This window comes from Ferrovibrio terrae, from assembly GCF_007197755.1.
Classification (GTDB): domain Bacteria; phylum Pseudomonadota; class Alphaproteobacteria; order Ferrovibrionales; family Ferrovibrionaceae; genus Ferrovibrio; species Ferrovibrio terrae.
The window spans coordinates 3,784,694-3,808,965 of record NZ_CP041636.1; the positions used below are offsets into that span (position 1 = coordinate 3,784,694).

The 24,272-nt window shown below is 63.9% G+C and carries 22 protein-coding genes; 6 read left to right on the top strand and 16 right to left on the bottom strand.

Going from position 1 to position 24,272, the window contains the following annotated elements; all coding sequences use genetic code 11:
• Positions 1 to 112: 112 nt before the first annotated feature.
• The 7 genes from FNB15_RS18520 to FNB15_RS18550 all read right to left on the bottom strand — a co-directional run bounded on the left by FNB15_RS18520 (position 113) and on the right by FNB15_RS18550 (position 7,705).
• Positions 113 to 1,162 (bottom strand): ABC transporter ATP-binding protein, encoded by a 1,050-nt coding sequence (locus tag FNB15_RS18520; protein ID WP_144258140.1) that lies wholly within the window; start codon positions 1,160 to 1,162, stop codon positions 113 to 115.
• A complete protein-coding gene (locus FNB15_RS18525; protein WP_144258141.1) occupies positions 1,155 to 2,138 on the bottom strand; it encodes an ABC transporter ATP-binding protein in 984 nt (327 codons plus the stop codon). The genes FNB15_RS18520 and FNB15_RS18525 overlap by 8 nt, the downstream gene beginning before the upstream one ends.
• Before the next feature lie 7 nt (positions 2,139 to 2,145).
• Positions 2,146 to 3,069, bottom strand: a complete 924-nt coding sequence (locus tag FNB15_RS18530) for an ABC transporter permease (protein WP_221932678.1) — start codon at positions 3,067 to 3,069, stop codon at positions 2,146 to 2,148.
• Positions 3,069 to 4,052, bottom strand: coding sequence for an ABC transporter permease (locus FNB15_RS18535; RefSeq protein ID WP_144258143.1), 984 nt, complete (start codon positions 4,050 to 4,052; stop codon positions 3,069 to 3,071). Before FNB15_RS18535 ends, FNB15_RS18530 begins: the two co-directional genes overlap by 1 nt.
• 66 nt (positions 4,053 to 4,118) lie before the next feature.
• A complete protein-coding gene (locus FNB15_RS18540; protein WP_144258144.1) occupies positions 4,119 to 5,735 on the bottom strand; it encodes an ABC transporter substrate-binding protein in 1,617 nt (538 codons plus the stop codon).
• Positions 5,736 to 6,015: 280 nt separating this feature from the next.
• Complete coding sequence (locus tag FNB15_RS18545) at positions 6,016 to 6,972, bottom strand: M14 family metallopeptidase (RefSeq protein ID WP_144258145.1); 957 nt, start codon at positions 6,970 to 6,972, stop codon at positions 6,016 to 6,018.
• Positions 6,973 to 6,982: 10 nt separating this feature from the next.
• Entirely contained in the window at positions 6,983 to 7,705 is a 723-nt protein-coding gene (locus tag FNB15_RS18550; protein ID WP_185973610.1) for a LysE family translocator, read from the bottom strand.
• A 130-nt stretch (positions 7,706 to 7,835) separates the two neighbouring features.
• On the opposite strand from FNB15_RS18550, the gene FNB15_RS18555 reads away from it, so the two are divergent.
• Positions 7,836 to 8,486: a pyridoxamine 5'-phosphate oxidase family protein gene (locus FNB15_RS18555; RefSeq protein WP_144258147.1), complete on the top strand. Its 651-nt coding sequence runs from the start codon at positions 7,836 to 7,838 to the stop codon at positions 8,484 to 8,486.
• Here FNB15_RS18555 and pdxR read toward each other — a convergent pair.
• The 4 genes from pdxR to FNB15_RS18575 form a co-directional block, all read right to left on the bottom strand.
• A complete protein-coding gene (gene pdxR / locus FNB15_RS18560) occupies positions 8,459 to 9,931 on the bottom strand; it encodes a MocR-like pyridoxine biosynthesis transcription factor PdxR (protein ID WP_144258148.1) in 1,473 nt (490 codons plus the stop codon). The genes FNB15_RS18555 and pdxR overlap by 28 nt on opposite strands.
• A gap of 85 nt (positions 9,932 to 10,016) precedes the next feature.
• Positions 10,017 to 10,682, bottom strand: a complete 666-nt coding sequence (locus FNB15_RS18565; protein WP_185973611.1) for an NnrU family protein — start codon at positions 10,680 to 10,682, stop codon at positions 10,017 to 10,019.
• 40 nt (positions 10,683 to 10,722) lie between these two features.
• Positions 10,723 to 12,531, bottom strand: a complete 1,809-nt coding sequence (locus tag FNB15_RS18570) for a tetratricopeptide repeat protein (protein WP_144258150.1) — start codon at positions 12,529 to 12,531, stop codon at positions 10,723 to 10,725.
• Between the two features lie 2 nt (positions 12,532 to 12,533).
• The gene (locus tag FNB15_RS18575; RefSeq protein WP_246068728.1) at positions 12,534 to 12,797 is read right to left on the bottom strand and encodes a hypothetical protein; all 264 of its coding nucleotides are present in this window, start codon (positions 12,795 to 12,797) and stop codon (positions 12,534 to 12,536) included.
• Positions 12,798 to 12,904: 107 nt separating this feature from the next.
• Here FNB15_RS18575 and FNB15_RS18580 point away from each other — a divergent pair, with 107 nt between their 5' ends.
• From FNB15_RS18580 to FNB15_RS18590, 3 genes are all read left to right on the top strand, one after another.
• Entirely contained in the window at positions 12,905 to 14,617 is a 1,713-nt protein-coding gene (locus FNB15_RS18580; protein ID WP_221932679.1) for an ABC transporter permease, read from the top strand.
• Between the two features lie 83 nt (positions 14,618 to 14,700).
• Positions 14,701 to 16,251 (top strand): tetratricopeptide repeat protein, encoded by a 1,551-nt coding sequence (locus tag FNB15_RS18585; RefSeq protein ID WP_144258151.1) that lies wholly within the window; start codon positions 14,701 to 14,703, stop codon positions 16,249 to 16,251.
• Between the two features lie 50 nt (positions 16,252 to 16,301).
• On the top strand, positions 16,302 to 17,501 hold the full coding sequence (locus FNB15_RS18590) for a hypothetical protein (protein WP_144258152.1): 1,200 nt from the start codon (positions 16,302 to 16,304) through the stop codon (positions 17,499 to 17,501).
• Positions 17,502 to 17,576: 75 nt separating this feature from the next.
• Here the strand turns inward: FNB15_RS18590 and FNB15_RS18595 are convergent, their stop codons facing one another.
• Positions 17,577 to 18,635 carry a Fe(3+) ABC transporter substrate-binding protein gene (locus FNB15_RS18595; protein WP_144258153.1) on the bottom strand — a complete coding sequence of 353 codons (1,059 nt, stop codon included), beginning with the start codon at positions 18,633 to 18,635 and terminating at the stop codon, positions 17,577 to 17,579.
• A 215-nt stretch (positions 18,636 to 18,850) separates the two neighbouring features.
• On the opposite strand from FNB15_RS18595, the gene FNB15_RS18600 reads away from it, so the two are divergent.
• Positions 18,851 to 20,422 carry an MHYT domain-containing protein gene (locus FNB15_RS18600; protein ID WP_144258154.1) on the top strand — a complete coding sequence of 524 codons (1,572 nt, stop codon included), beginning with the start codon at positions 18,851 to 18,853 and terminating at the stop codon, positions 20,420 to 20,422.
• A gap of 4 nt (positions 20,423 to 20,426) precedes the next feature.
• Entirely contained in the window at positions 20,427 to 20,804 is a 378-nt protein-coding gene (locus tag FNB15_RS18605) for a response regulator (RefSeq protein WP_144258155.1), read from the top strand.
• Here FNB15_RS18605 and FNB15_RS18610 read toward each other — a convergent pair.
• The 4 genes from FNB15_RS18610 to FNB15_RS18625 form a co-directional block, all read right to left on the bottom strand.
• The gene (locus FNB15_RS18610) at positions 20,801 to 21,229 is read right to left on the bottom strand and encodes a response regulator (protein WP_185973612.1); all 429 of its coding nucleotides are present in this window, start codon (positions 21,227 to 21,229) and stop codon (positions 20,801 to 20,803) included. The two genes, FNB15_RS18605 and FNB15_RS18610, sit on opposite strands and share 4 nt — an antisense overlap.
• 107 nt (positions 21,230 to 21,336) lie before the next feature.
• Positions 21,337 to 22,131: an alpha/beta fold hydrolase gene (locus tag FNB15_RS18615; RefSeq protein ID WP_144258157.1), complete on the bottom strand. Its 795-nt coding sequence runs from the start codon at positions 22,129 to 22,131 to the stop codon at positions 21,337 to 21,339.
• Between the two features lie 5 nt (positions 22,132 to 22,136).
• Entirely contained in the window at positions 22,137 to 23,687 is a 1,551-nt protein-coding gene (locus FNB15_RS18620) for a benzoate-CoA ligase family protein (protein ID WP_144258158.1), read from the bottom strand.
• Between the two features lie 58 nt (positions 23,688 to 23,745).
• Positions 23,746 to 24,213 (bottom strand): flavodoxin domain-containing protein, encoded by a 468-nt coding sequence (locus FNB15_RS18625; protein ID WP_144258159.1) that lies wholly within the window; start codon positions 24,211 to 24,213, stop codon positions 23,746 to 23,748.
• Positions 24,214 to 24,272: the final 59 nt, after the last annotated feature.

Below are 24,272 nucleotides of genomic sequence, written 5' to 3' on the forward strand. Positions count from 1 at the left end.
TGATCTACTGGCCTAGACTTTAGGCAGCCGGACGCGCCGAGGCAAGGACGGCCTGTCGCCATCCCGCCCCTGTTTATCGTTCGTTTATAGGCGAATCAGGCGGCGGCCAGCCTTACGCGGCAGCCTGGGCCTTCCACGGCGGCAGGCGGTTTTCCTCGACCGCATGGCAGGCCACGGCGCCGCCCTCGACCGGCAGCGCCTTCGGCACTTCGCGCTTGCAGCGGTCGTTGGCCAGCGGGCAGCGCGGATGGAAGCTGCAGCCTGGCGGCGGATTGAGCGGGCTGGGCACCTCGCCGGCCACCGGCGTGCGGGCCCGGCCGGTCATGTCGAGATCGGGGATCGCATCCAGCAGCATGCGCGTATAGGGATGCAGCGGCCGGTCGAACAGCGTCTTGGTGTCAGCCCATTCCACAAGGCGGCCGAGATACATCACGCCGACCTTGTCGGAGACATGATAGACCACCGCGAGATTGTGGCTGATGAACAGATACGTCAGCCCGAGCTTGCGCTGCAGGTCCTTCATCAAATTGAGAATCTGCGCCTGCACCGAGACGTCGAGCGCCGAGGTCGGCTCGTCGCAGACCAGGAATTCCGGCTCGCCGGCGAGTGCGCGCGCGATCGAGATGCGCTGGCGCTGACCGCCGGAGAATTCATGCGGATACTTGCGCGCATCCAGCGGCGACAGGCCGACCTGGGCCAGCAGTTCGCCGACCCGCTTGTCGATCTCGGCGCGGTTGGTGAGCAGCCGGCGGAAGCGCAGCGGCTCGGCCACAATGTCGCCCACGCGCCAGCGCGGATTGAGCGACGCATACGGGTCCTGGAAGATCATCTGCATCCGGCCCTGAATGTCCGGATGCTTGGCGCGGTCGGCGCCGCTGCCGATTTCCACGCCTTCAAAATTGATCGAGCCATCGCTCGGCTCATACAGGCCGACGATCAGCCGCGCCACGGTCGACTTGCCGCAGCCGGACTCGCCCACCAGGCTGAAGGTCTCGCCCGCCCTGATCGAGAAATTCACGCCGTCCACAGCGCGCACGATGCTGCGACCCTTGCCTTCCAGCAGGCGGTTCAGCAGGGGCGCGGAGACGTCGAAGACGCGCTTCAGATTGGTGACGGTGAGCATCGGAACGGAGAAGTCTCTGGTGCGGGTGGGCTTAGACATGCGCCGGCTCCTTCGCCACCAGCCAGCAGGAGGCGTGGCTCTGACCGGCCGGCATCAGATCGGGCCGCTCGACGCGGCAGCGGTCAAACACCTTCGGACAGCGCGGATTGAAGGCGCAGCCTTTCGGAATGGCATTCAGGCGCGGCATCGACCCGTCGATCTGCGTCAGGCGCTCGGTCTTATGGCCCATCGTCGGGATCGCGCCCATCAGGCCAACGGTATAGGGATGATGCGGCCGCTTGATCACGTCCTGCACCGGGCCGATCTCGGCGATACGCCCGGCATACATCACAGCGACACGGTCGGCGGTTTCGGCGATCACGCCCATATCGTGCGTCACCAGCATCACCGCCGTGCCATGTTCGCGGCAGAGCTTTTTCAGCAGCTGGATGATCTGCGCCTGGATCGACACGTCGAGCGCGGTAGTCGGTTCGTCGGCAACAATCAGTTTCGGCTCGGCCGCGAGCGCAAGCGCGATCACCACGCGCTGGCGCATGCCGCCAGAGAACTGGTGCGGATAGCTGTTGATGCGTTCCGCAGCTGAGGGAATGCCGACATCTTCCAGCAGTTTCACGGCACGGTCGCGCGCCTGGGAATGAGTCATCGGCAGATGCGTCAGGATCGTCTCGATCAGCTGATCACCCACCTTGTAGAGCGGGTTCAGGCTGGTCAGTGGATCCTGGAAGATCGCGCCGATCTGGCGGCCGCGGATCTTGCGCATCTCGGCATAGGGCAGGTTGTCGATGCGGCGACCTTCGAGGCGGATTTCACCCGAGGCAATACGGCCGGGCGGTTCGAGCAGGCCGATGATGGCCGTGCCGGTCATCGACTTGCCGGCACCGGACTCGCCCACCACGCCGAGCACTTCGCCGGCGGAGATTTCGAGCGAGATATCGTCCACCGCGACAAGGGTGCCGCGCCGGGTGGGGAACTCGACGCGCAGATTTTTTACTTCAAGCAGCTTCGGGCTGGTCATGGGGGTATTACCGGAGCTTTGGATTGAGGGCATCGCGCAGCCAGTCACCCAGCAGGTTGACCGACAACACGAGAATGGCAAGCGCCGCACCGGGGAAGATGGTGATCCACCACTCGCCCGACAACAGGAATTGCTGGCCGGTATTGATCAGGGTCCCAAGCGACGGCTGGGTCGGCGGCAGGCCGACACCCAGGAAGCTCAGCGTAGCTTCGGTGATCACGGCGAGCGCCAGGTTGATAGTGGCGATCACCAGCACCGGGCCCAGCACGTTGGGCAACACATGGCGCAGCGCGATCAGCGGCCCGGGCAGGCCGATCACGCGGGCTGCCTGCACATATTCCTTGTTCTTTTCGACCAGCACCTGACCACGCACGGTGCGGGCATACTGCACCCAGTAGCTGAGGCCGATGGAGACGATCAGCACGGTGATTGCTGCCTGACTGTGCTTGTCGGCGCCCAGCAGCCCGCGGGTGACACCATCGACCAGCATGGCAATCAGGATGGCCGGGAAGGACAGCTGAACATCCGCCACGCGCATGATGAAGGCATCGACCGCGCCGCCCATGTAACCGGCGAGCAGGCCGAGCGTGATGCCCAGCGTCATGGCGAAGACGACGGCAAGGAAACCGACGCTGAGCGACGTGCGCGAGCCATACATGATGGTCGAGAGAATATCGCGGCCCTGGTCATCGGTACCGAACAGGAACTGCGGCTCACCGCCCTCTTCCCAGGCCGGCGGCTTGAAACCATCGGAGAGATTGAGTGATGCCAGATCGAACGGATTGTGCGGTGCCAGCAGCGGCGCGCCATAGGCGCCGATGAAGAACAGCGCGGTGACCGCAGCCGAGACCATCACCAGCTTATTGCGGGTGAAGCTGTACCAGATGTCGCTGTCGCGCGCGCGGCGCCAGTATTCGGCAAGCAGGCTCATCACTTGCTCCCTGTCCGGCCCTGCGCGCGCAGGCGAGGATCGACCACGAAATACAGCATGTCGACGATAAGATTGATCACCACGAACACGAAACCGATCATGACTAGGTAAGTCGACATCACCGGAATGTCGGCATAGACGACCGACTGCAGGAACAGCAGTCCGACGCCCGGCCATGAGAACACTGTCTCGGTGATGATTGCGAAGGCGATGATCGCGCCCAGCTGCAGGCCGGTAATCGTGATCACCGGCACCAGAGTATTCTTGAGCGCATGACCGAAATGCACGGCGCGATTGGACAGGCCACGGGCGCGCGCGAACTTGATATAGTCGGTGCGCAGCACTTCCAGCATTTCCGACCGCACCAGACGCATGATCAGGGTCAGCTGGAACAGGCCGAGCGTGATCGCCGGCAGGATGATGGCCTTCAGGCCGCTGATCGTGAACAGGCCCGTGGACCAGAAGCCCAGATTGATCGTCTCGCCGCGACCGAACGACGGCAGCCAGCCGAGGATCACGGCAAAGATGTAGATCAGCAGGATGCCGATCAGGAAGGTGGGCAGCGAAATGCCGATCAGCGAGACCGTCATCATGCCACGCGACAGCCAGCTGTTGGGATACAGCCCGGCGAACACGCCCATGGGAATGCCGGCGGCCAGCGCGAAGATCGCGGCGACCAGACTGAGTTCCAGGGTGGCGGGCAGGCGATCAGCGATCATGCGGCCGACCGGCTCGGTGGTCCGATAGCTCAGGCCGAACTTGCCCTGCAGGGCATTGACGACAAAGCGGCCGAAGCGCACCGGCATCGGGTCATCGATGCCCAGGCTCTTGCGAAGCTCGACGATCTGGTCGACCGGCGTGTCCTGACCGACGATGTTGGCGACCGGATCGCCAACGAAAGTGAACATCGCGAAGGAGACGAAGGCGACCGCCAGCATCACCAGCGCGGCCTGCACAAGGCGGCGTACAATAAAAGCAATCATGGGGGCAATGTCCCTAACGGGAGCGACCCGGGCCGAAGCCCGGGCCGTCCGTTTGAGATAACTGGCTTACTTGATCTTGACGAAGCGCAGCGGGAAGTAGTTGTCCGCCGGCTGCACGAGATCGACCGTGTCCTTCGCGGCCCACACCACGAACTGCTGATGCAGCGGGATGTAGCCGAAGTCATCGAGGTAAGCCTTGGTGGCTTCCTTGATCATCGCGTCGCGCTTCGCCTTGTCGGTCTCCTGCTCCATCTTGTCGGAGAGCTCGTCGACCTTCTTGTTCGAATAGCCGCCCGCGTTGAACAGGCCCTTCTTGCTGGTGGCGCTCGGAGTCTGGATCAGCGACTCGAAGACGTTATGCACGTCGTAGGTCGCGGCCGGCGACCAGCCCAGCATGTAGAAGCTGGTGTTCGGCGACTTCTCGATATCCGACGCGGTGCGCAGGATCTTCGCGAAGTACTTCGAACGGGTCTGGGCCAGCAGGTTCACCTTGATGCCGACCTTCGCCAGCATGGCAACCGACGCCTGGCAGATCGCTTCGTCGTTGATGTAGCGATCGTTCGGGCAGTCCATGCCGACTTCGAAGCCGTTCGGATAACCGGCTTCGCTCAGCAGCTTCTTTGACAGTTCGGGATCGAACTTCGGACGCACGTCCAGTTCCTTGTCGTAGCCATTCAGACCCTGGCCCACCATGAGGGCGCTCGGACGCGACTGGTTACGCATGACAGTGCGCTTGATCGCCTCAACGTCGATGGCGCGATAGAACGCTTCACGGACCTTCTTGTCCTTGAAGGGGTTCTTGCCCTTGACGTTCGACTCCGGCAGCTCGTCGAGCTGCTGGTTGAAGCCGAGGAAGACGATGCGGGTTTCCGGGCCATCGATGATCCGGCGACCGGCCGTCTTGCGGATGCGCTCGGCATCCTGCGGCGGCACGGTGTAGACCATGTCGATTTCGCCCGACAGCAGAGCCGCGACACGGGTGGCGTCATTGGCGATGCGCTGGAAGATCACCTCGGTGAGGTTATGTTCCGGCTTGTCCCACCAGCCCTTGTTCGGCTCGAGAACCGTACGCACGTCCGGCTCGCGCACCTTCACGACGAAGGGACCGGTGCCGTTCGAGTTGCGGGTGGCGAAGTTTTCTTCGTTCTTCGTCATGTCGGCGGCGAACTGGGCATTGTTCTTCTCAGCCCAGGCCTTCGACATGATGCCGATCAGCGCCAGCTTATCGGCCAGCAGCGGATCCGGATACTTGGTGTCGATCTCGACGACGAAGTCGCTGACCTTGCGCACTTCCTTCACCGAAGTGAAGTTGCCGCCGAGGTTCGAGCCCTTGCCCATCGCGCGATTGTACGAGAACACCACGTCGTCGGCCGTGAAGGCCTCACCGCCGGTGAACTTCACGCCCTGGCGCAGTTCGAAGCGCCACAGGGTCGGGCTCGGGTTGCCCCACTTCGTCGCCAGCGACGGCTCGAGCTTCAGGTTACGGTCACGACGCACGATCGGCTCGTAGACATTGGCCATGAAGGTGAGCAGGAACGTCTCGTTGCGGGCGTATGGATCCATCGAGCTGACGTCGCCGTCATTGCTCCACTTGAACGTCTTGGCCGAAGCCGGCTGTGCGCCGAGCAGAGCGACCGTGGCAACCGCTGCAATCAGCGACGCCTTGAAGAACTTGCTTTGCATCGTCCCCTATTCCTTCTCCCAACGAATGATATCGACCTGTATTTTCAGACCGAATGCTGACAGGCCCGCCCCCGCGGTGCCTGCAGCGCTGGGCGGATCATAGGCGGGGGGACGTATATACGTCTACTGCTGACTGTAAAAACATCAGGGCCAAAAAAACGGCCCCGTGCCTGCCCTTAAGGCACTTCCGGGCGGAATTAACGCCGCGGGTAAATGGACCAATCTGCGCCGGAATGGTTCATATTCCGGGCGCTGCGCGACATGGTAAATGCGGGTGCACTTACGACAGGCGGCGCGCCAGAGACACCACATCCCTGCCCTTCACGATCCGGCGAGCCGGCATCACCAGCGTGCAGCCTTCCGCCGGCGCACGCAGTTCCTCATCGCCATCGGTGGCGATCAGGGCGCCGGCGGGCAATTCCTCAAAGCCAATGAAATCGCCGGCAAAGCGGAAGCGGTCGGTCTTGGCGACCATCACGTCGGTCACTTCGTAGCGTTTCGGCGCGCCGGCTTCGGCCTTGTATTGCGCCGCGAGATCGGTCGGGATCAGTCCGTAGAAGTCGAGGAAGCGCATGGTGACGGAGATCGCGATCTCGCCGCTGCTACGTGCAAAATGCTGGCCGCACTCTACCACCACTGCGAGCGGACTCGCGTCAGCTTTCCCGAATGCGCCGTACTGGATCAGCGGCCGGCCGGGATGCTTTACACCCGGAAGGATTACGTGATGCAGCGGCGAATGCAGATGGCGGGCCAGCGGATCGAGCTTGGCATGCGGCTCGTAGATCAGCATCGACGGCACGGCATAGGAGGTGGAATGCAGATCGAGCAGGCCATCGGCCTCAGCGTAGATATGCCGCAGCGCACGGGCGCGTTTCACATCCACGGTGGCATCGGGACCTTCCAGCGTGTCGGTATCCCAGACGCGGTTGAAGTCGCGCTCGACATAGCGGGAGTCGAAAGGCTTGGCCGGATCGAAGTTGTGATAGGCATCCACATTGGCGAAGGCCAGCGTCAGCTTGCCGCGCCGCGGGCGGATGTTGTGCTCGAACAGGTGCGTCACGGCGATCATGCCGCAGAATTCGTTGCCATGCGTCAGGCCGTTCACGATCACATGCGGACCCGGCCGGCCCGAATCGAAGGTGTGCACGTAATCGACGCCGCGATTGCCCGTGCGATAGGCTGAAAGATCCTTCGGCGTCACTTCGATCGGCGGCAGTTCCAGATGCTGACTCGTCATTGTGCTGTCTTTACCTCAGTAAAAAACTGCCGATGCCATACAGGCCGAAGCCGAGCATCAGCAGGCCCGAAGACCCATTGATCCATTTCAGGCCGCCATTGCCAAGGCGTTGGCGGAACGCACCGGCCAGCCCCGCCAGCGACAGCCACCAGACCGACGAACCGGCAAACACGCCGAGGACCAGCCACAGGGCCATCGCATTCGACAGGCCGAACGCGCCAATGCCGAAAAAGGCGAAGATGCCAAGGAAGGCGACGATGGTGATCGGATTGGTCGCCGTGAGAATGAAGGTGGACACGAAGCAGGCAATGGGCCGCTCGTTATAGGTGCGATCGGCCGAGACGGTCGGCTCCGGATGCAGCGCCGCGCGCAGCATGCGCCAGGCCATGAACAGCAGAAACAGGCCGCCGCAAAGGCGGAACGTCGCTTCATGCGCCTGCAGCCAGTTCGAGATCAGGCTGAGGCCGAAGGCGGCGACGCAGCCATAGGCGGCATCGGCGATGGCGGCGCCAAGGCCCGACATCAGGCCGGCGATGCGGCCCTGGTGCAACGTGCGCTGCACACACAGCACGCCGACCGGACCAACCGGCGCAGCGATGATGAAGCCCGCCACAATGCCCTTGCCCAGCATCAGCAGGTTGTCCCACACCGCATCGAACTCCGAGAGATGAAAAGGCCGGGTGTCGCCCCACAAGGCATGCCCGGCGAATTGTGCAGTGCTGGCCTGTAGCATGCCGGTGCCCGCCGCGCAAACGCCGGGGGGATATTCTGGCCCCATGATATTTACTAAAACTGGAGCTTATTTTGGAGCCTGATGCCGGCTATCCCTTTGGCCGACAAGGAGTTCCCCCAAGGAGTCTACTGTGAACCAGATTGCCCCCAGCCCACGCAGCCGCGTCGTCCGTGTCGGCGACCGCGGCCATTACGATGCCGCCACGCTGCACGCCATTCTCGATGCCGGGTATGTCTGCCATGTCGCTTTCGTGCATGACGGCCAGCCGATGGTGATCCCGACCGCCTACTGGCGCGAGGCCGACCATCTCTACATCCACGGCTCGACCAAGAGCCGCATGGCCATGGCGCTGGCCACCGGCATCCCGGCCAGCGTCGCCGTCACGCTGCTCGACGGCCTGGTGCTGGCGCGTTCGGCCTTCCATCATTCGATGAACTACCGTTCGGTGGTGGCGATGGGCGTGTTCGAGAAAATTCCCGACGAGCACAAGATGGCGGCGCTGGAAGCCTTCACCGAGCGTGTGGCGCCCGGCCGCTGGGCCGACATCCGCGCGCCCAACAGGCAGGAGATGAAGGGCACCATGGTACTGCGCATGCCGCTGGACGAAGCCTCGGCCAAAATCCGCAGCGGCCCGCCGAAAGACGACGCGGAGGACATGGCGATTCCGGCCTGGGCCGGCGTGCTGCCCTTCACCCAGGGCTTTGCCATGCCGGTACCCGATCCACAGCTGGGCGCCGGCGTGGCATTACCGGATTACCTGAGGACTTTGACCAGCCGCTGAACCGCCACATCCAGCTCGTTTTCAGGAAACGCGGCAAAGCCCAGCACCAGACCGCTGACCGGGCGGGCGATGGCATAGCGCGACAGCGGCATCGCGCTCAGCCCGGCCGCCCGTATGGCTTCGACAGCGGCGCGGTCGTCTCTGCCGTCACGGAAGCGCACGGCCAGATGCAGGCCGGCCTCGGTGGCGCCGATCTCGAACAGGTCAGCCGCCTCGCGCTGCAGGGCCGCCAGCAGGGTGGCGCGACGCTTGCGGTACAGCACACGCATGCGCCGCACATGCTGCGCCAGGTGGCCCTCGGCGATGAAGCGCGCCAGCACCGCCTGGGAGGCCGGCGGGGCAAACCCGTCGGCGGTCGCCTTCAGCCGCAGGAAGCCCTCCACCAGCGCCGGCGGCAGCACCACATAACCAAGCCGCAAACCGGGGAACAGCACCTTGCTGAAGGTGCCGACATAAAGCACGCGCTCGCCGCCATCGAGCCCCTGCAGGGCCTGCAGCGGCGGGCCGCCATAGCGGAACTCGCAATCGTAGTCGTCCTCAACGATCCACAGGTTACGGGCGCGCGCCTCGGCGAGCAGGGCGAGCCGGCGCGCCAGCGGCAAGGTCATGCCGAGCGGGAACTGGTGCGAGGGGGTCAGCATCACCAGCTTGGGCGCCGGCTGCAATTTGGCCAGCGCGGCCGGGTCGAAGCCCTGGGCATCGACCGGCACCGGATGCAGCTTCGCCCCCACTCCGGCCAGCGCCTCCCGGAGGCCGACATAGCCGGGGTCCTCCACCGCCACGGCGTCGCCCGGATCGAGCAGCAGCCGGCCGATCAGGTCGAGCGCCTGCTGGGCCCCGGAGACGACCACGATGGTCTCCGGCGTGCAGACGACACCCCGGGAATTTGTCAGATAACCTGACAACTCCTGGCGCAATTCGGGCAGGCCCTGGGCCGGGCCGTTGGCCAGCAGCCGGGCGGCCCCGGCCCCGCGCAGGGTCTGGGCGGTCAGCCGCCGCCACAGGTCGAGGGGGAATTCGTCCAGCGCCAGCGGCCCGGTCGCGAAGGGTCGGGCCGGAAACTGGCCGGGAAAAGTCTCGCCTTCCGCGTGTAGCTGGGTGAAGCGATCCGAGCGGCGTGACAGGACCGGTTCGGAGGATTTGGCTGCCCCGTCGATCATGCCTTCTGGCGGCAGGTCGGCCGCCACGAACAGCCCGGCACCCCGGCGGCTGTCCAGGTAGCCTTCCGCCACCAGCCGCTCGATGGCGGCCATCACGGTATTGCGGCCAAGCCCCAGCTCGGCCGCCAGTGTCCGGCTGGAGGGCAGGCGTTCGCTGGGCGACCACTCCCCAGCCAGCACGGCCTTGCGGATCGCGGCGTATAACTGCTCCTGCAGGCTCGGATCGCCGGGGCCTCTGGCTGGCCGAAACCAGCCGATAAATCGTCCTGCGGCACGGCGCGCCATCAGATCTCACACTTCAGATTATTTATATTATATAATATACTGTTCCTATTATATTTTTTATAATTACAATTTTGTATCTTGAACATCATGGATGAAAGACCGGCACGCCAAGCAGCTTCTCATGCCCATATATAAATACCCCGTAAAGTACTGCAGAAATTAAAATATCCAGAATTCTGATATCCGACCATCTGAGCCGTACTTTGCCCTGCAAAACCGCCTGCAGCGGCCAGATCGAGGTTTTCTCTCTAAATCTTTGCCATTGCTCGCCGAATTGCGCTGCACGCTTGCGATCAATGGACATCATCCCGTTCAGCGCCGTCACCAGGATCGCGCCGGCCAGCAGCCAGTGTGCCGCATCGCCGTTGGCGATCATGTGGCTCCCTGCCCACAGGCTGAAGGCCCAGAGCATTGGATGCCGCGTGAGTTTCGTCATGCCCCGCACCGGCAGCTCGCCCTTCAGCACCATGTCGGGACCGGCCATGGTCGGATTGCTGGCGCGCAGGCTGCCGACCAGCAGCAGCACGGCGACCGGCATGACCAGCAGCGGCATCAGCGCGAGCGTCGAACTGACTGGCCAGAATTCCACATAAGGTGCCCGGCCGTAGGTCCAGATCAGGGCCGCCAGAGCCACGGCGCTCAGCACCGAGAACAACCCACGGTAGCCGGGCAGACCGAGCCGGTGGACGAGACCCGGCCGCAGCGGACCGGCCACGACGACATGCAGCAGCACCCAGGCGAGCGCCGCCAAAGCCAGAGGCATCAGACTGGGAAACATGCGGTCCTCCTCGCTATTCGTCTTCCCGCTCGCGGCGGATGCCGGCGGCGAGTTGCTGCGCCATAGCCTGGGCGCGGGCCAATTCTGACGGCAGCAGCCGGCTTTCGATGTAGCGGCGGTTACCGCCGGCTTCGGCCATGCCGTATTCCTCGGCCAGCCGCAGATAGGCCCAGGCCAGCGCCGGGTCGGCCGGCCGCCCCTCACCGCGATAGGTCAGGTCGCCCAGCACGAACAGCGCCTCGGGATGGCCCTGTTTCGCGGCCCGGTCGAGCCAGCGCCGGGCGGCAGCCGGATCCGCCGCGCCGCCCTCGCCGGCCTCCAGCATGCGGGCAAGCTGGAACTGCGCGTCCGAATTGCCGCCCTCCGCCCCGATGCCATACCAGTGGCGGGCCGCCGGGATATCAGCCTTGATGCCCTCGCCGGCCTCGAGATAGGCGGCGTATTTGAAAGCCCCCGAGGCATGACCGTTTTCGGCCGCACGGCGGAACCAGCGGATCGCCGCCGGCAGATCCTTCCTGGTGCCCTGCCAGCCCTGTTCCTGCCACAACCCCCAGCGGAACTGTGACGGCGCATAGCCGGCCTCGGCCTGCGCCGCGATCAGCGTCTGCGCCCGCGCCGGATCGGCCGGCCGGCCGCGCCCGGTGGCGAGATAGGTGGCGAAATTGTTCACCGCGGCGCCATGGCCCTGGGCGACGGCCTTTTCCCACCAGTCCATCGCCGCTGTCTGGTCGGCCGGCACGCCATCGCCGTTGAACAGCAGACCGGCCAGCAAACTCTGCGCATCGGCGATGCCGCCCTCGGCCGCGCGCTGCAGATAGGGTCGTGCGGCGCTACGGTCGCGCGGACCGCCTTCGGCCTTGAACAGCATCTGCCCGGCGAGGCCGGCGGCTGGGATATGTCCCATATCTGCTGCGCGGAGCGCAGCCTGGCGCGCCAACACCTGATTATGCATGCCGTATTGCGGGTCATTGTGCAGCAGCGCGAGATTGTACCAGCCGCTCGGCTCACCCTGTTCGCCGGCTGTGGCGAATGCCGATGCCGCGCGGCGCGGATCGCGTGATGTGCCAAAACCGGCCATGTGGTAGCGGCCCAGCTCGTTGAGCGCCACGGCGAGATCGGCGTTCGCCGCGCGACGCACCAGAGCAAAGCCGCGGCCCGCCTGCGCCTCGTCGCGGGCCTCATAAATCAGATATGCCAGATAGGTTTCGGCAAGGGGATGGCCCTGCTCCGCCGCCTCGTCTAGCAGTTTGCGCCCGCGCGCCGGATCGGCGGCAATCACTTCGCCCTCGATCAGGAACCGCCCCAGGCGGTAACGTGCATTCGTCGCGCCGGCCGCAACCGCGCGCTCCAGCAGCGCCATCGCCTCGGCTGTTTCCGCCGGCCGCTGATGCAGTACCAACTCGGCCATATTGGCCCAGGCTGAGGCTTCACCAGCTTCGCCGGCGCGGCGCAGAGCCTTTTCCGCGCCCGCGACATCCACCGGACCGCCGGCGCCAACGCTGAGCATGTAGCCCAGACTGGCCAGCGCACGGATATGATTCTGCGCCGCCGCCTTCGCAAACCAGCTGCGCGCGGCGGCATCGTTGCGCGGGGTGCCGAGCGAGAACTGGTACGCAATCCCGACCTGGTATTGCGCGTCGGCATCACCCGCCTCGGCGCGGCGCAGCAGCGCGGGCAGATCATCGACGGGCGCTGCCGAGGGCGATTGCGGCACCGAGAAACGGTCGCTCGGCCGTGCGGTGGCCTCTGCGGCCAGCAGCAGCGCGAGAACGGACACCGACAGCGCCAGCAAGCGGGCGCGACGGGAAAAACGAGAAATCATGATCAATGCCTGATGTCGAACAGCGCGCGGCCCGAAGATGTCAGCTTGCAGACAAGCCAGTCGGGCTTGATGGGGTTTTCAAACCACGGCTCGGCCCAGCCGGCCTTGACGCAGGATTCGATGGTATGCGTGCTGATCTGCTGTCCATGTTCGTCAAACAGCGGCAGCTTGCCACCCGGCTGACGCAGGCCGCGCCGCAGATAGCGCAATTGCGCCTCCGACGGTTTGCCCTGAGCCATGCGAACGAACCGGCTGTGATCGGTCATCGCCCCCTCCTGCACGGCAGTATCCTATGTGATGGGCCGCCCGGCCGGCAACACCAGCCATACCGCCGAACGGTTCATCGGACCGAACATTTGCGAATGGATCGCACATGGCTTACATCAGGGCAGTGACCGATCTTGCCGCCCCCCCCTCTCTGCCCTCCACTTCGCTGCTGCCCCTGCGCAACCGCCAGACAGCCGCATGGCTGGCCTTTGCCGCACTGGTCGCCCTGGTGATCGCGGCCCCCATTCTGGCCATCCTGATCAATCTCGGCCGGCCGGCACCCGATGTGTGGCAGCATCTGGTCTCCACCGTATTGCCCGAAATGCTGCGCAATACCGTGCTGATGATGGTCGGCGTCGGACTGGGCGCAATGGTGATCGGCACCGGTTGCGCCTGGCTGGTCACGATGACGGAGTTTCCCGGCCGGCGCCTGCTGTCCTGGGCGCTGTTCCTGCCGCTCGCCATGCCAGCCTATGTCAGCGCCTTCGTCTACAGCGACCTGCTGCAATTCGCCGGGCCGGTGCAGACCGCCTTGCGCCATGCCTTCGGCTGGCAGCGCGGCGATTACTGGTTCCCCGATTTCATGTCGCTGAATGGTGCAATCGCGCTCTTCGTCTTCGGCTTCTATCCTTACGTCTTCATGCTGGCGCGCGCCGCCTTCCTCGATCAGTCGGTCTGCGTGCTGGAAGTCGGCCGCACGCTGGGCCTGGGGCCGTGGACGCGCTTCTGGCGCATTGCGCTGCCACTGGCACGCCCGATGATCGCCGGCGGCGTGGCGCTGGTGCTGATGGAGACGCTGGCCGATTTCGGCGCGGTCAGCTGGCTTGGCGTGCCCACCTTCACCACCGCGATCTATCGCACCTGGTTCGGCATGGGAGATGTGACAGCCGCCGCGCAGCTGGCGGCCGTGTTGCTGATCTTCGTACTGGCCGCAGTGATGCTGGAACGCGCCAGCCGGCAAGCCAAGCGATTTCATCACACCTCGGCGCGCACACGACCGCTGCCGCTGCGCCCGCTGCGGCCGCTGCAGGCGACACTTGCGATCCTCGCCTGCTTCCTGCCGATCCTGCTGGGTTTCCTGCTGCCCGGCGGCTGGCTGTTCCATCTGGCATGGGTCGAAGGCGATGGTTTCAGCTTCGGCCGGCTCGCCGGCTTCACCGTCAACAGCTTCGTTCTCGCCGGCGTTTCCGCCGTGTTGCTGATCGTGGTGGCGCTCGGCCTTGCCTACATGCATCGCGTCGCCAACAACCGGGCCGCCAGCTGGCTGATCCGGCTCGCGACCATGGGCTATGCCGTGCCGGGTTCGGTGATCGCCATCGGCGTGCTGTTGCCACTGGCCGCTTTCGATCATGTCGTCGACCACTGGGCCTACAGCCTGTTCGGCGTTTCCTCCGGCCTGCTGCTAAGCGGCACGGTGGCGGCACTGTTCTATGCCTACCTGGTGCGTTTCCTGGCGGTGGCCTTCAACGCGGTCGATGGCGGCTTGCACCGCATACGGCCAAGCCTCGACCAAGCCGCCCGCGTACTGGGTGAAACGCCGCTGGGTGTTGTGCGCCGGGTGCATGCCCCGCTGCTGCGCGGCAGCCTGATGACCGCCGCCCTGCTGGTTTTCGTCGACGTCCTGAAGGAATTGCCCGCCACGATGATCGTGCGGCCCTTCGATTTTGATACTTTAGCGGTCCGGGTCTACCAACTGGCCAGCGATGAACGGCTGGCCGAGGCCTCGACCGGGTCGCTGATCATTGTGGCCGTAAGCCTCATTCCCGTAATCTGGCTGCATAGAGTGGTGGCACGGTCTCGCCCGGGCGATTCGCCCTGAGGGCGTCATCCGGCAATCGTCACACAGATGCAGTATAATGCGGCCATCCGGCCAGTCCCGGATGCGTGCAGGGTTTGAGGATCATGACGAATCCAGTGAGTGACATGCTGATGCAGCAGGCCGGTGCCGGCGCCGATCCGGTGGCGACTGCCGTGGCCTTGGCCAATCAGGGCCAGCTCGATACCGCGCAGCAGATGCTGCAGGATGTGCTGAAGCGCGCTCCCAATCATCCCGAAGCCTGGTTCCGGCTCGGCCAGATCCACAACAGCCGTGGCGACGTCAAGCAGGCGATTGCTGCCTTCAAGCGTACGGTCGGCATCCTGCCGCAGGCGCCCGAAGGGCATGTGCATCTGGGCAATGCCTATCTGCGCCATGGTCGCCTCAGTCAGGCGCTGCAGGCGTATCGCGACGGCCTGAAGGTGCATCCTTCCTACGCGCTGTTGCATTTCAACCTCGGCGTCGCACTCAAGCAGTCTGGCGATACGGACGCGGCGATCGCCAGCTACAGCACCTCGCTCGGCCTCGAACCGAATTACGCGCAATGCCATTTCAGCCTGGGTAATGCCCTGCGCGAAAGCGGCAGGCTGCAGGAGGCGGAAGCAAGCTATCGCCGCGCCATCGAACTGCAACCCGACTTTACCGGCGCGCATGTCAATCTCAGCGGCCTGCTGGCGACTCAGGAGAATCATCTCGGCGCGCTGGAAGCGGGCTTCGCCGCGCTGAGGCTGGCCCCCAGCCAGCCCGACGCGCTGCGGAATGTCTCGACCTCGCTGTACAAGCTCGGTCGCTTTGAGGAAGGCGTGAAGCTCGCCATGCATGCCCTCGCCGTCCTGTCGGGCGAGACGATGTTCCAGTATCACATGGGCGAAATGCTTTACGGCATGGTGCGCAGCGGCGACGAAGCGCAGGCGCGCGAACATGCCGAGCGCTGGAAGACCGCCTTCCCGAACGACGCCGTGGCGCAGCATATGGCTTCCGCCGTGCTGGGCGGTCAGGTGCCGGAGCGCGCCGGCGACTCTTACGTGCGCGAAACCTTCGACCGCTTCGCCGACGATTTCGAAAAGGTGCTGGGTGGTCTCGGCTATCGCGTGCCGGAAATCCTGTGCGCCGCGATCGCCGAGCAGATGCCGGGCCGTACCGGTCTGTCGGTGCTGGATGCCGGCTGCGGCACCGGCCTCTGCGCGCCCTTCCTGCGTCCGGCGGCAAAGTCGCTGGTCGGCGTCGATCTCAGCGGCGGCATGCTGGAGAAGGCGCGGGCGCGCAAAATCTACGATGCGCTGCATGAGGCAGAACTCGGCAGCTTCCTCGCCAGGACCCCTGATCGCTATGACGTCTCGGTGGCCGCCGACGTGTTTTGCTATTTCGGCGCTTTGACGCCGAGCTTCAGCGCACTGGCGGCGAAGATGACGCAGAACGGCGTGTTCGGTTTCACGGTCGAGGCCATGCCGGAAGGCGTGACTGCCGCCGAAGGCTATCGCCTCGGTGCGACCGGACGTTACCAGCATGATGAAGCTTACGTGAAACACGCGCTGGAACAGGCTGGCTTCAGCCTGCTGCGCTTCGACCAGACTCACGGCCGTGAAGAGATGGGCCAGCCGGTGCCATGCTTCATGGTTCTGGCCAGACGAAGCTGACCGGCATCTGACGGCACACCGGACGGCAGGATGATCATGATAGGGCGATCATGAATATCAGCCAGCAGGCACTGCTCGCGCCCCGGGGCCTTCCGGGTTTCATTCCGGTCTCGCCGTTCAAACGCGCGATGAATGCCCGCTTCCGCGCGGAGTGGCAGGAGTTGCGCGACTGCCTCATGGACCTGCAGCACAAGGGCCATGAACCGATCTGCGCGATGCAGATGCTGGGCGAAGCGCGCGACCTGATGAATTACACCCGAAATGCCGAAGCGGTGCGCACCCGCCTCGACGACCTGCGCGCCAGCCTGGCCGAACCCGACCAGGATTATGGCTATACGCAATCGGCCGAAGACGGCTCCTGGGGCGGCGGCTACAAAGCCTGGTATCTGCGGCTCGACGCCAGCGTCGATCCACTGAAGGAACTGGTCGAGGCCGGCCATCGCCCCACATATCCTCTGCGTTTTTTCGCGCCTGTCGATACGCCGGAAAAAATGCGGCGGTATCTCGAAGGCCTGCTGGTCTCCGATATGCTGGCCACCGGCACCGACAACCGCAAGGAACTGAATTACGCGATCACCAGCCTGGCGCAGATCCTGTTCAAGCCAAAGGTTGCGGCCCTGCTGCCGGATGGCACGCCGGTGCAGCAGCTTGCTGCCACGCTGCAGGACTTCCTCGACAACACGGCGCAGAATCCGGAAACCGGTTTCTGGGGCGCCTGGTACATGATCGACGGTGAGCTGAAGAAGACCAACGATCTCAGCATCACCTTCCATGCGATCAGTTATCGTTCGGACGATCCGCCGCATATGCGCGAGATGGCCGAGACACTGTTTGCCATGCGCGGCAGCCGCTATCCGTATGGCTGGCGCGATGAAGGCAACCAGAATAACCATCACGCCTATGATGTAGCGCGGCTGCTGCGCCGCGCCTGGCCACATATGACGGCTGACCAGCGGGCCCGGGCTGAAGCCGAACTGAGCGCGATGGTGGCGCGTGCGCTGAAGGTCTCGATCCGCCCGGACGGCCGCTTCGACGATGCGCCTTATGTCAGTCCGGCCGAGGCCTATTACTTCGGCGTGTCGTTCTTCGATGAAGTGGGCTTCTTCCGTCCAAGTCGCCGCTTCTGGGGACAGATCGAAAGCGACGATGCGCGCAAATTCCGCGCTGCGCTGCGCGACGACCTGCTGCATATGGACCAGCGCAACGCCATGGTCACCGCAGCATTGCGCAAGCTCGACGCCGTGGACTGAGCGGCCCGCCGCAGGTCAGGAAACAGAAAAGGGCGGGGTTTCCCCCGCCCTTCGTTCATCCGTATCGCGCGGCTGTTACTTCCAGCCTGCCCTGTCCATAAGCTTGAGCGCTTCTTCGTTGTTACGGCCGAAAACGGCGGCACTGATCTGGTCTTCCTTGAAGCTGCCCCAGGCCTGGATCACCGGGTGCAACGGCACGCCAGCCACCACCGGATACTCGTAATTGCCCTTGGCGAAGTAGTTCTGCGCTTCGGGCGACGCGAGGTATTCGAGGAACTTGATGGCATTCGCCTTGTTCGGCGAATACCTGGCCACGCCGGCACCGGAAATGTTCACATGAGTGCCGCGGTCGCCCTGGTTCGGGAAGATCACAGCCAGCTTGGACGCCACTTCCTTCTCATCCGCCTTGGACGAATTGATCAGGCGCGCGAGATAGTAGGTGTTCGACACCGCCACATCGCCCTCGCCCGCCGCCACAGCCTTGAGCTGGTCAGTGTCGCCACCCTTCGGGGCGCGGGCCAGGTTGGCCACCACGGCCTTGGCCCAGGTCTCGGTCGCCTGCTCGCCCAGCGTGGCGATCATCGAACCGGCCAGCGATTGCATGTAGACATTGGTGGAGGAGCGGATCAGCAGGCGGCCCTTCCACTTCGGATCGGCGAGATCCTCATAACGGGCGAGATCGCCCGGCTTCACCTTGTCCTTGTTGACCACGAAAACGCGGGCACGCTTGGAGAAACCGAACCAGTGACCCTCGGCCTCGCGCAGATGGGCCGGGATGGCCTTTTCCAGGTAGGCGTTCTTCAGGGGCTGCAGCAGGCCATTCTGCTGCGCACGCCACAGGCGGCCGGCATCCACGGTGATCAGCACGTCGGCCGGGCTCTTGTCGCCTTCGGCGCGCATGCGCTGCAGCAGCTGGTCTTCGCCCGCCTCGATACGGTTGATCTTGATGCCGGTGGCTTTGGTGAAGTTGTCGTACAGCGCCTCATCGGTGTCGTAGTGGCGCGAGGAATAGAGATTCAGAACCTTGTCCTGCGCGGCCGCCATCTGGGGCAGGCCGAACATGGCGCCGGCGGCAGCGAGGCCAAGCAGCAGAAGACGACGGGAAAACGAGGAACTGGCGGATTCGCGGCGCATAACGGGCTCCTGGAGGATTATTTGCAAATGACTTGCAGGGGCAAATTAGCACTGCCCAGTTGCGACTGCAACGCAGAGTAAAAATCACATAAACTTCATTGCAGGACCCGCCTGACCGCGGTTTTGACCCCGGTAACGGATAAAAAACGTGCACCGCGGGCCGCAGCTGGGGTATTCAGCGGACTGATCGACCATTCAAGCCGGCAAGCAATTCAATGCCCTATTTGGCAGACCCGCTGCGCGAGACCTACGAACCAGGCCTGATCCTGCTCAGCCTGGCGGTCATCTTCTTTGCCGGCTTCACCGCCCTCACCCTGGCCGACCGGATGAAGGCCAGCTCGGGCCAGATCCGCTTTGGCTGGCTGCTCGGCGCCGCGATCGCGCTGGGCGGCGGCATCTGGAGCATGCACTTCGTCGGCATGCTGGCCTTCGAGCTGCCGATGCCGGTGCGCTACAGCGCCAGCCTCACCGTGTTTTCCTTCCTGGTCGCCATTCTGGTGGTCGCCGCCGGCCTTGCCATCGTTGCCTACCGTCCCGACAGCAGGATCAGACTGCCGCTTGGCGGCGTCATCGCCGGTCTGGGCGTCAGCGCCATGCATTATACCGGCATGGCCGCCATGCAGATGGGCGCGGTGATCCAGTGGCATGCCGGGCTGGTCGCGCTGTCGGTGCTGATCGGCATCGCCGCCTCCACCGCGGCACTGTGGCTCTCGCTGAATGTGACCGGCCTGATCATCAAGCTGTTCGCCTCGGTGCTGATGACCGTGGCGGTGGCCGGCATGCATTACACCGGGATGGCGGCGGCGGTCTATTTCCCGGTGCACGGCTCGCTGACGCCGTCGGAAGGCGTGTCGTCGGACATCCTCGCGGTGGCGATCGCCTCGGCTTCCTTCGTGATCCTGTTCCTGGCCCTGCTCGCGGCCATGATCGACCAGACGCTGGCCAACCGCGCCCAGGCCGAAGCGCTGCGCTTACGCCACATGAACGAGAAGCTGGAAGCCATGGTGGCCGAGCGCACCATCGAGCTGCTGAAAGCCAAGCAGACCGCCGAGCGCGCCAGTCACGCCAAGACAGATTTCCTCGCCAGCATGAGCCACGAGCTGCGCACGCCGCTGAATGCCGTGATCGGCTACAGCGAACTGCTGATCGAGGAATCCGAGATGAAGGGCCAGAAGGACGGCCTGGGCGACCTCGAGATCATCCGCTCATCGGGCAAGCATATCCTGGCGCTGATCAACGATATTCTGGATCTGGCCAAGATCGAGGCCGGCAAGATGGAAATCGCGGTCGACCGCGCACGGCTGAGCGAACTGATCGATGACTCGCTCGCCGTCTGCAGCCGCCAGATCACGCAGAACGGCAACAAGCTGAAGATCGAGCTCGACAGCAGCGTCACCTATATCGATACCGACATCACCAAGCTGCGTCAGGCGATCATCAATCTGCTGAGCAATGCCGGCAAATTCACCCGCAACGGAGAGGTCCGCCTGACTACGCGCGGGTATCGCCATCACGACGCCGACTGGATCGAGATCGCAGTGCGCGACACCGGCATCGGCATCGCACCGGAATACCAGAGTGCCGTGTTCGAGGATTTCCATCGCGGCGACAGCAACACGGCGCGCCACCATGGCGGAACAGGCCTGGGCCTGGCGCTGAGCCGGCGGCTGATCCGCCTGCTTGGCGGCGACATCATCCTGGAATCGGCAGCGGGAGAAGGCTCGCTGTTTGCAATCAGACTTCCTGCCCGTATTGCCGAAACGACACCTGCCGCTGCCGCGGATTAATGCCATGACCAAACTGCTGATCGTCGAAGACAATGCCTTCAACCGCGACATGCTGGGCCGCCGCCTGCAGAATCGCGGCTACACGCTGTGCTACGCCGAGACCGGCGAGGCCGCGCTGGATATCGCGCAGCGCGAACTGCCCGATCTGGTGCTGATGGATATCGGCCTGGGCGACGGCATCGACGGGCTGGAAACCACCCGGCGCCTGAAACACATCCCGGCGACGTCGCGCATGCCGGTGATCGCACTGACCGCGCATGCGCTGGCGAGCGATCGCGAACGCAGCCTGGAAGCCGGATGTTCGGATTATGATACCAAGCCGGTCGACATGCCCAGGTTGCTGGCGAAGATCGAAGCTTTGCTGCCTGCCGTCGGCAATTAGTCGGCGGCGATGGCGGTACGGCCCTCGCCGGCCGCCGACAACACGTCGCGCAACGTGAGCAGCGACACCGGCTTCTGCAGCACGCCGGCGATGTTCAGCCCCTGGCTGCGGCCGATTTCGAGCGCCGCACGGGCATAAGACGGGTTATGCCCGGTGATGATGTAGATCGCCGCCTTGCACTGCTGGCCGGTCAGCCACTGGATCAGTTCGATCCCGTCTTCTTCCGGCATCACGATGTCAAGGCAGATGATGGCCGGCTGCACCTCGGCATAGGCCTTGCGGAAGGCTTCGGCGGTATCGACCAACTCGGCGACAAAGCCCTCCTTCTCAGCCACGCGCCGGACGAAATTCGCGAAGTCGAGATGATCATCGACGACGAGAATCCGTTTTCCGGCGGGAATCGCTGTGGAGGCGCTATCAGTCATAACGCGGCGAGAATGCCACATTGCAGTTGCAATGAAACGCGTTCTTTTCCCTGAAAAGAGCGCAAGTCCGTAAAATAGCTGTGCGTTTATCGGCGGAACCGGCCGAATCAATACCCAAGGCTGTGTATGAAGCCGGCCAGCGCCTTCAACGTTGCAGCGGGCTGATCGCGCTGGGGCGAATGACCACAGGCGGGAATCAGCAGGATGTCGGCCCCTGCCCTCTGTCGGATACTGCCCACTTGGGCGATGGTCCCGTATTCGTCATCCTCACCCTGGATCACCAGCACCGGGACTTTGATGCGGTCGACATAGGCTTCGATATTCCAGTGGTGGAACTCCGGGTTGAGCCAGGAATCGCACCAGCCGCGGAAGGCGCAATCGACATTGTCGCCGTGGTATTTCGCCAGCCGCGCCTTCAGGTCGCCCCCGGCATAGGCCTTGTCGGCGGCGCGGATCGAACGAACGGACACTTCCTCGCAGAAGACATGCGGCGCCATCACGGCGACGCCCAGCAACCCTTCTCTCTGCGGAATGGTTTTTTTGGCACCAGCATAGATCAGCGAGATCGATGCGCCGTCGGAATGCCCGACCAGAATATGCGACTGGATCCCGAGCGCGGTGAGCAGATCGGGCAGACCCGTCTCGCCTTCGGCATGCATGTAGGTGATCGGGCGCGGCAGCGCGCAGGGCGACGAACCGCCATAACCGATGCGGCTGTATACCAGCGCCGGCAGACCGGTGGCCTGCGCCAGCTGGTCAGGGAAATCCTTCCACAGCGCGACGCAGCCCAGCCCTTCATGCAGGAAAACCAGCACCGGCAGCGATGTATCGCGCAGCGCGGAACCCGCCCAGCGATATTCAATGCGGCCGGCCGGCGTATCGATGAACTGCAGGCCGGACATGCCGATCAGGCGCGCAGTTTGAAACGCTGGATCTTGCCGGTCGCCGTCTTCGGCAGCTCGGCAACGAATTCAATCCAGCGCGGATACTTGTACGGTGCAAGCCGGTCTTTCACGAACATCTGCAACTCGCCGATCAGCGATTCTTCGGCGATGAACTCCGCCTTCAGCACCACATAGGCCTTAGGCTTCACCAGCTCATCGGTATCGGCATGCGCCACCACGGCGGCTTCCAGCACCTTGGGATGCGCCAGCAACGCGGACTCTACTTCGAATGGCGAAACCCAGATGCCGCTGACCTTCAGCATGTCGTCGCTGCGGCCCGCATAGGTGTAATAGCCATCCTTGTCGCAGACATATTTGTCGCCGGTACGGGTCCACGGACCGTGGAAGGTGGCGAGGCTCTTGGTGCGGTTGTTCCAGTAGGCGACAGCACAGGACGGCCCGCTGACCAGCAGTTCGCCGATCTCGCCGGCGGCAACCTCTTTGCCATCCTCACCCACCACGCGCAGGTCATAGCCCGGCACGGCCATGCCGGTGCTGCCGTAACGCACTTCGCCCGGGCGATTGGAAAGGAAGATATGCAGCATCTCGGTCGAGCCGATGCCGTCGAGGATTTCGACGCCGAAGGTTTTTTCCCAGCGCTTGCCGATATCTTCGGGCAGCGCCTCACCAGCCGACACGCAGCGGCGCAGCATGGCAGAACCGCTGTCTTTGGTAATGCCTTGATCGGCGAGAATGCCGGCGTAGAGCGTCGGCACGCCGTAGAAAATGGTGGCCTGATGATCCTTCAGCCGCTTCATCACGGCATTGGGCGTCGGCCGCTCGGCCATCAGCACGCCGGTAGCACCGACATGCAGCGGGAAGGTCATGGCATTGCCCATGCCATAGGCGAAAAACAGCTTCGCCGCCGAGAAGACGACATCGCTTTCCCGGATGCCCAGCACCTCTTCGGCATAGAGCACGCAGGTATGCACGATATCACTGTGCAGATGCATGGTGCCTTTCGGCGAGCCGGTCGAACCCGAAGAGTAAAGCCAGAAGCCGATATCGTCCGGCGTGGTGGCGGCCGTCTCAAGCTGGTCGGACTGTTCTTCCAGCAGTTTGACAAGCGGCGTCACCGTTGGCGGCACCTGGCCGGAGATCAGCACCTTCTCCAGATAGGGCTGGCCGGAAATGATCGGGCGGAAGCGTTCCATCAGTGCATCCGACACGCAGAGCACGACAGCGCGGCTGTCGCGCAGCATGAAGTCGTAATCCGGCGTGGTGAGCAACGTGTTGACCGGCACCGGCACGGCGCCGATTTTCATCGCGCCCCAGAACATCGCGGGGAAGTCGATGCTGTCCAGCATCGCCAGCAGCACGCGCTGCTCGGGCTTGACGCCCTGCGCCTTCAGCAGATTGCCGGCACGGTTCACCCGCGCGGCCAGCTCGGCGTAAGTGCAGCTGCCCTTGTCGTCGATGAAGGCGGTCTTGGCCCCACGGCCTTCAGCGATATGGCGATCGATGAAATGGGTCGCGGCGTTATACCGCCGCGGCAGCTCAAGAAAGCGCGGCATGGGATCCTCCCGGGGAATTTGTTTTTGTTTTATGCCGCCCGCTAATGGAAGCAGGCGGTTATGCAGCCTTGGCCAGCGGAGCGACCTGCTCTGCCCATTCCACCGCCCAGGCCACGCCGTCATCTTCGGGCAGAGTCCCGCTCGACGCGTTATGCTGCATGCGTTCGCCGATCATGGTGGCGTTCAGGCTGCGCAGCGCATCCTCGAACTGCTTGCCGCCGTGGTTGAACGTGTCCTGATAGGTCGTGTCGCCCAGACCGATCACGCCGGCATACTTGCCGCTGAGATCAGGGCGCACGGCCAGCAGGTCGGACATGAAATCGCGGGCGTTGTCGGGCACGTCGCCCTGACCGTAGGTCGAGGTAATGATCAGGAAGGCGCCGGGACGCTGGAACACGTCGGCCTTCAGGTTGTCCATCAGCAGGATGTCGACGCCGTGGCCCTTGCCTTCCAGCGCCTTCTTGACGTCGCCCGCCACCAACTCGGCTGTGCCGGTCATGGTGCCGACCAGAATGGATACCTGCATGAACAGCTCCTCAACGCTCCAATGGTAGTGATCCCGAACTATAACGCATCATCCTCTAG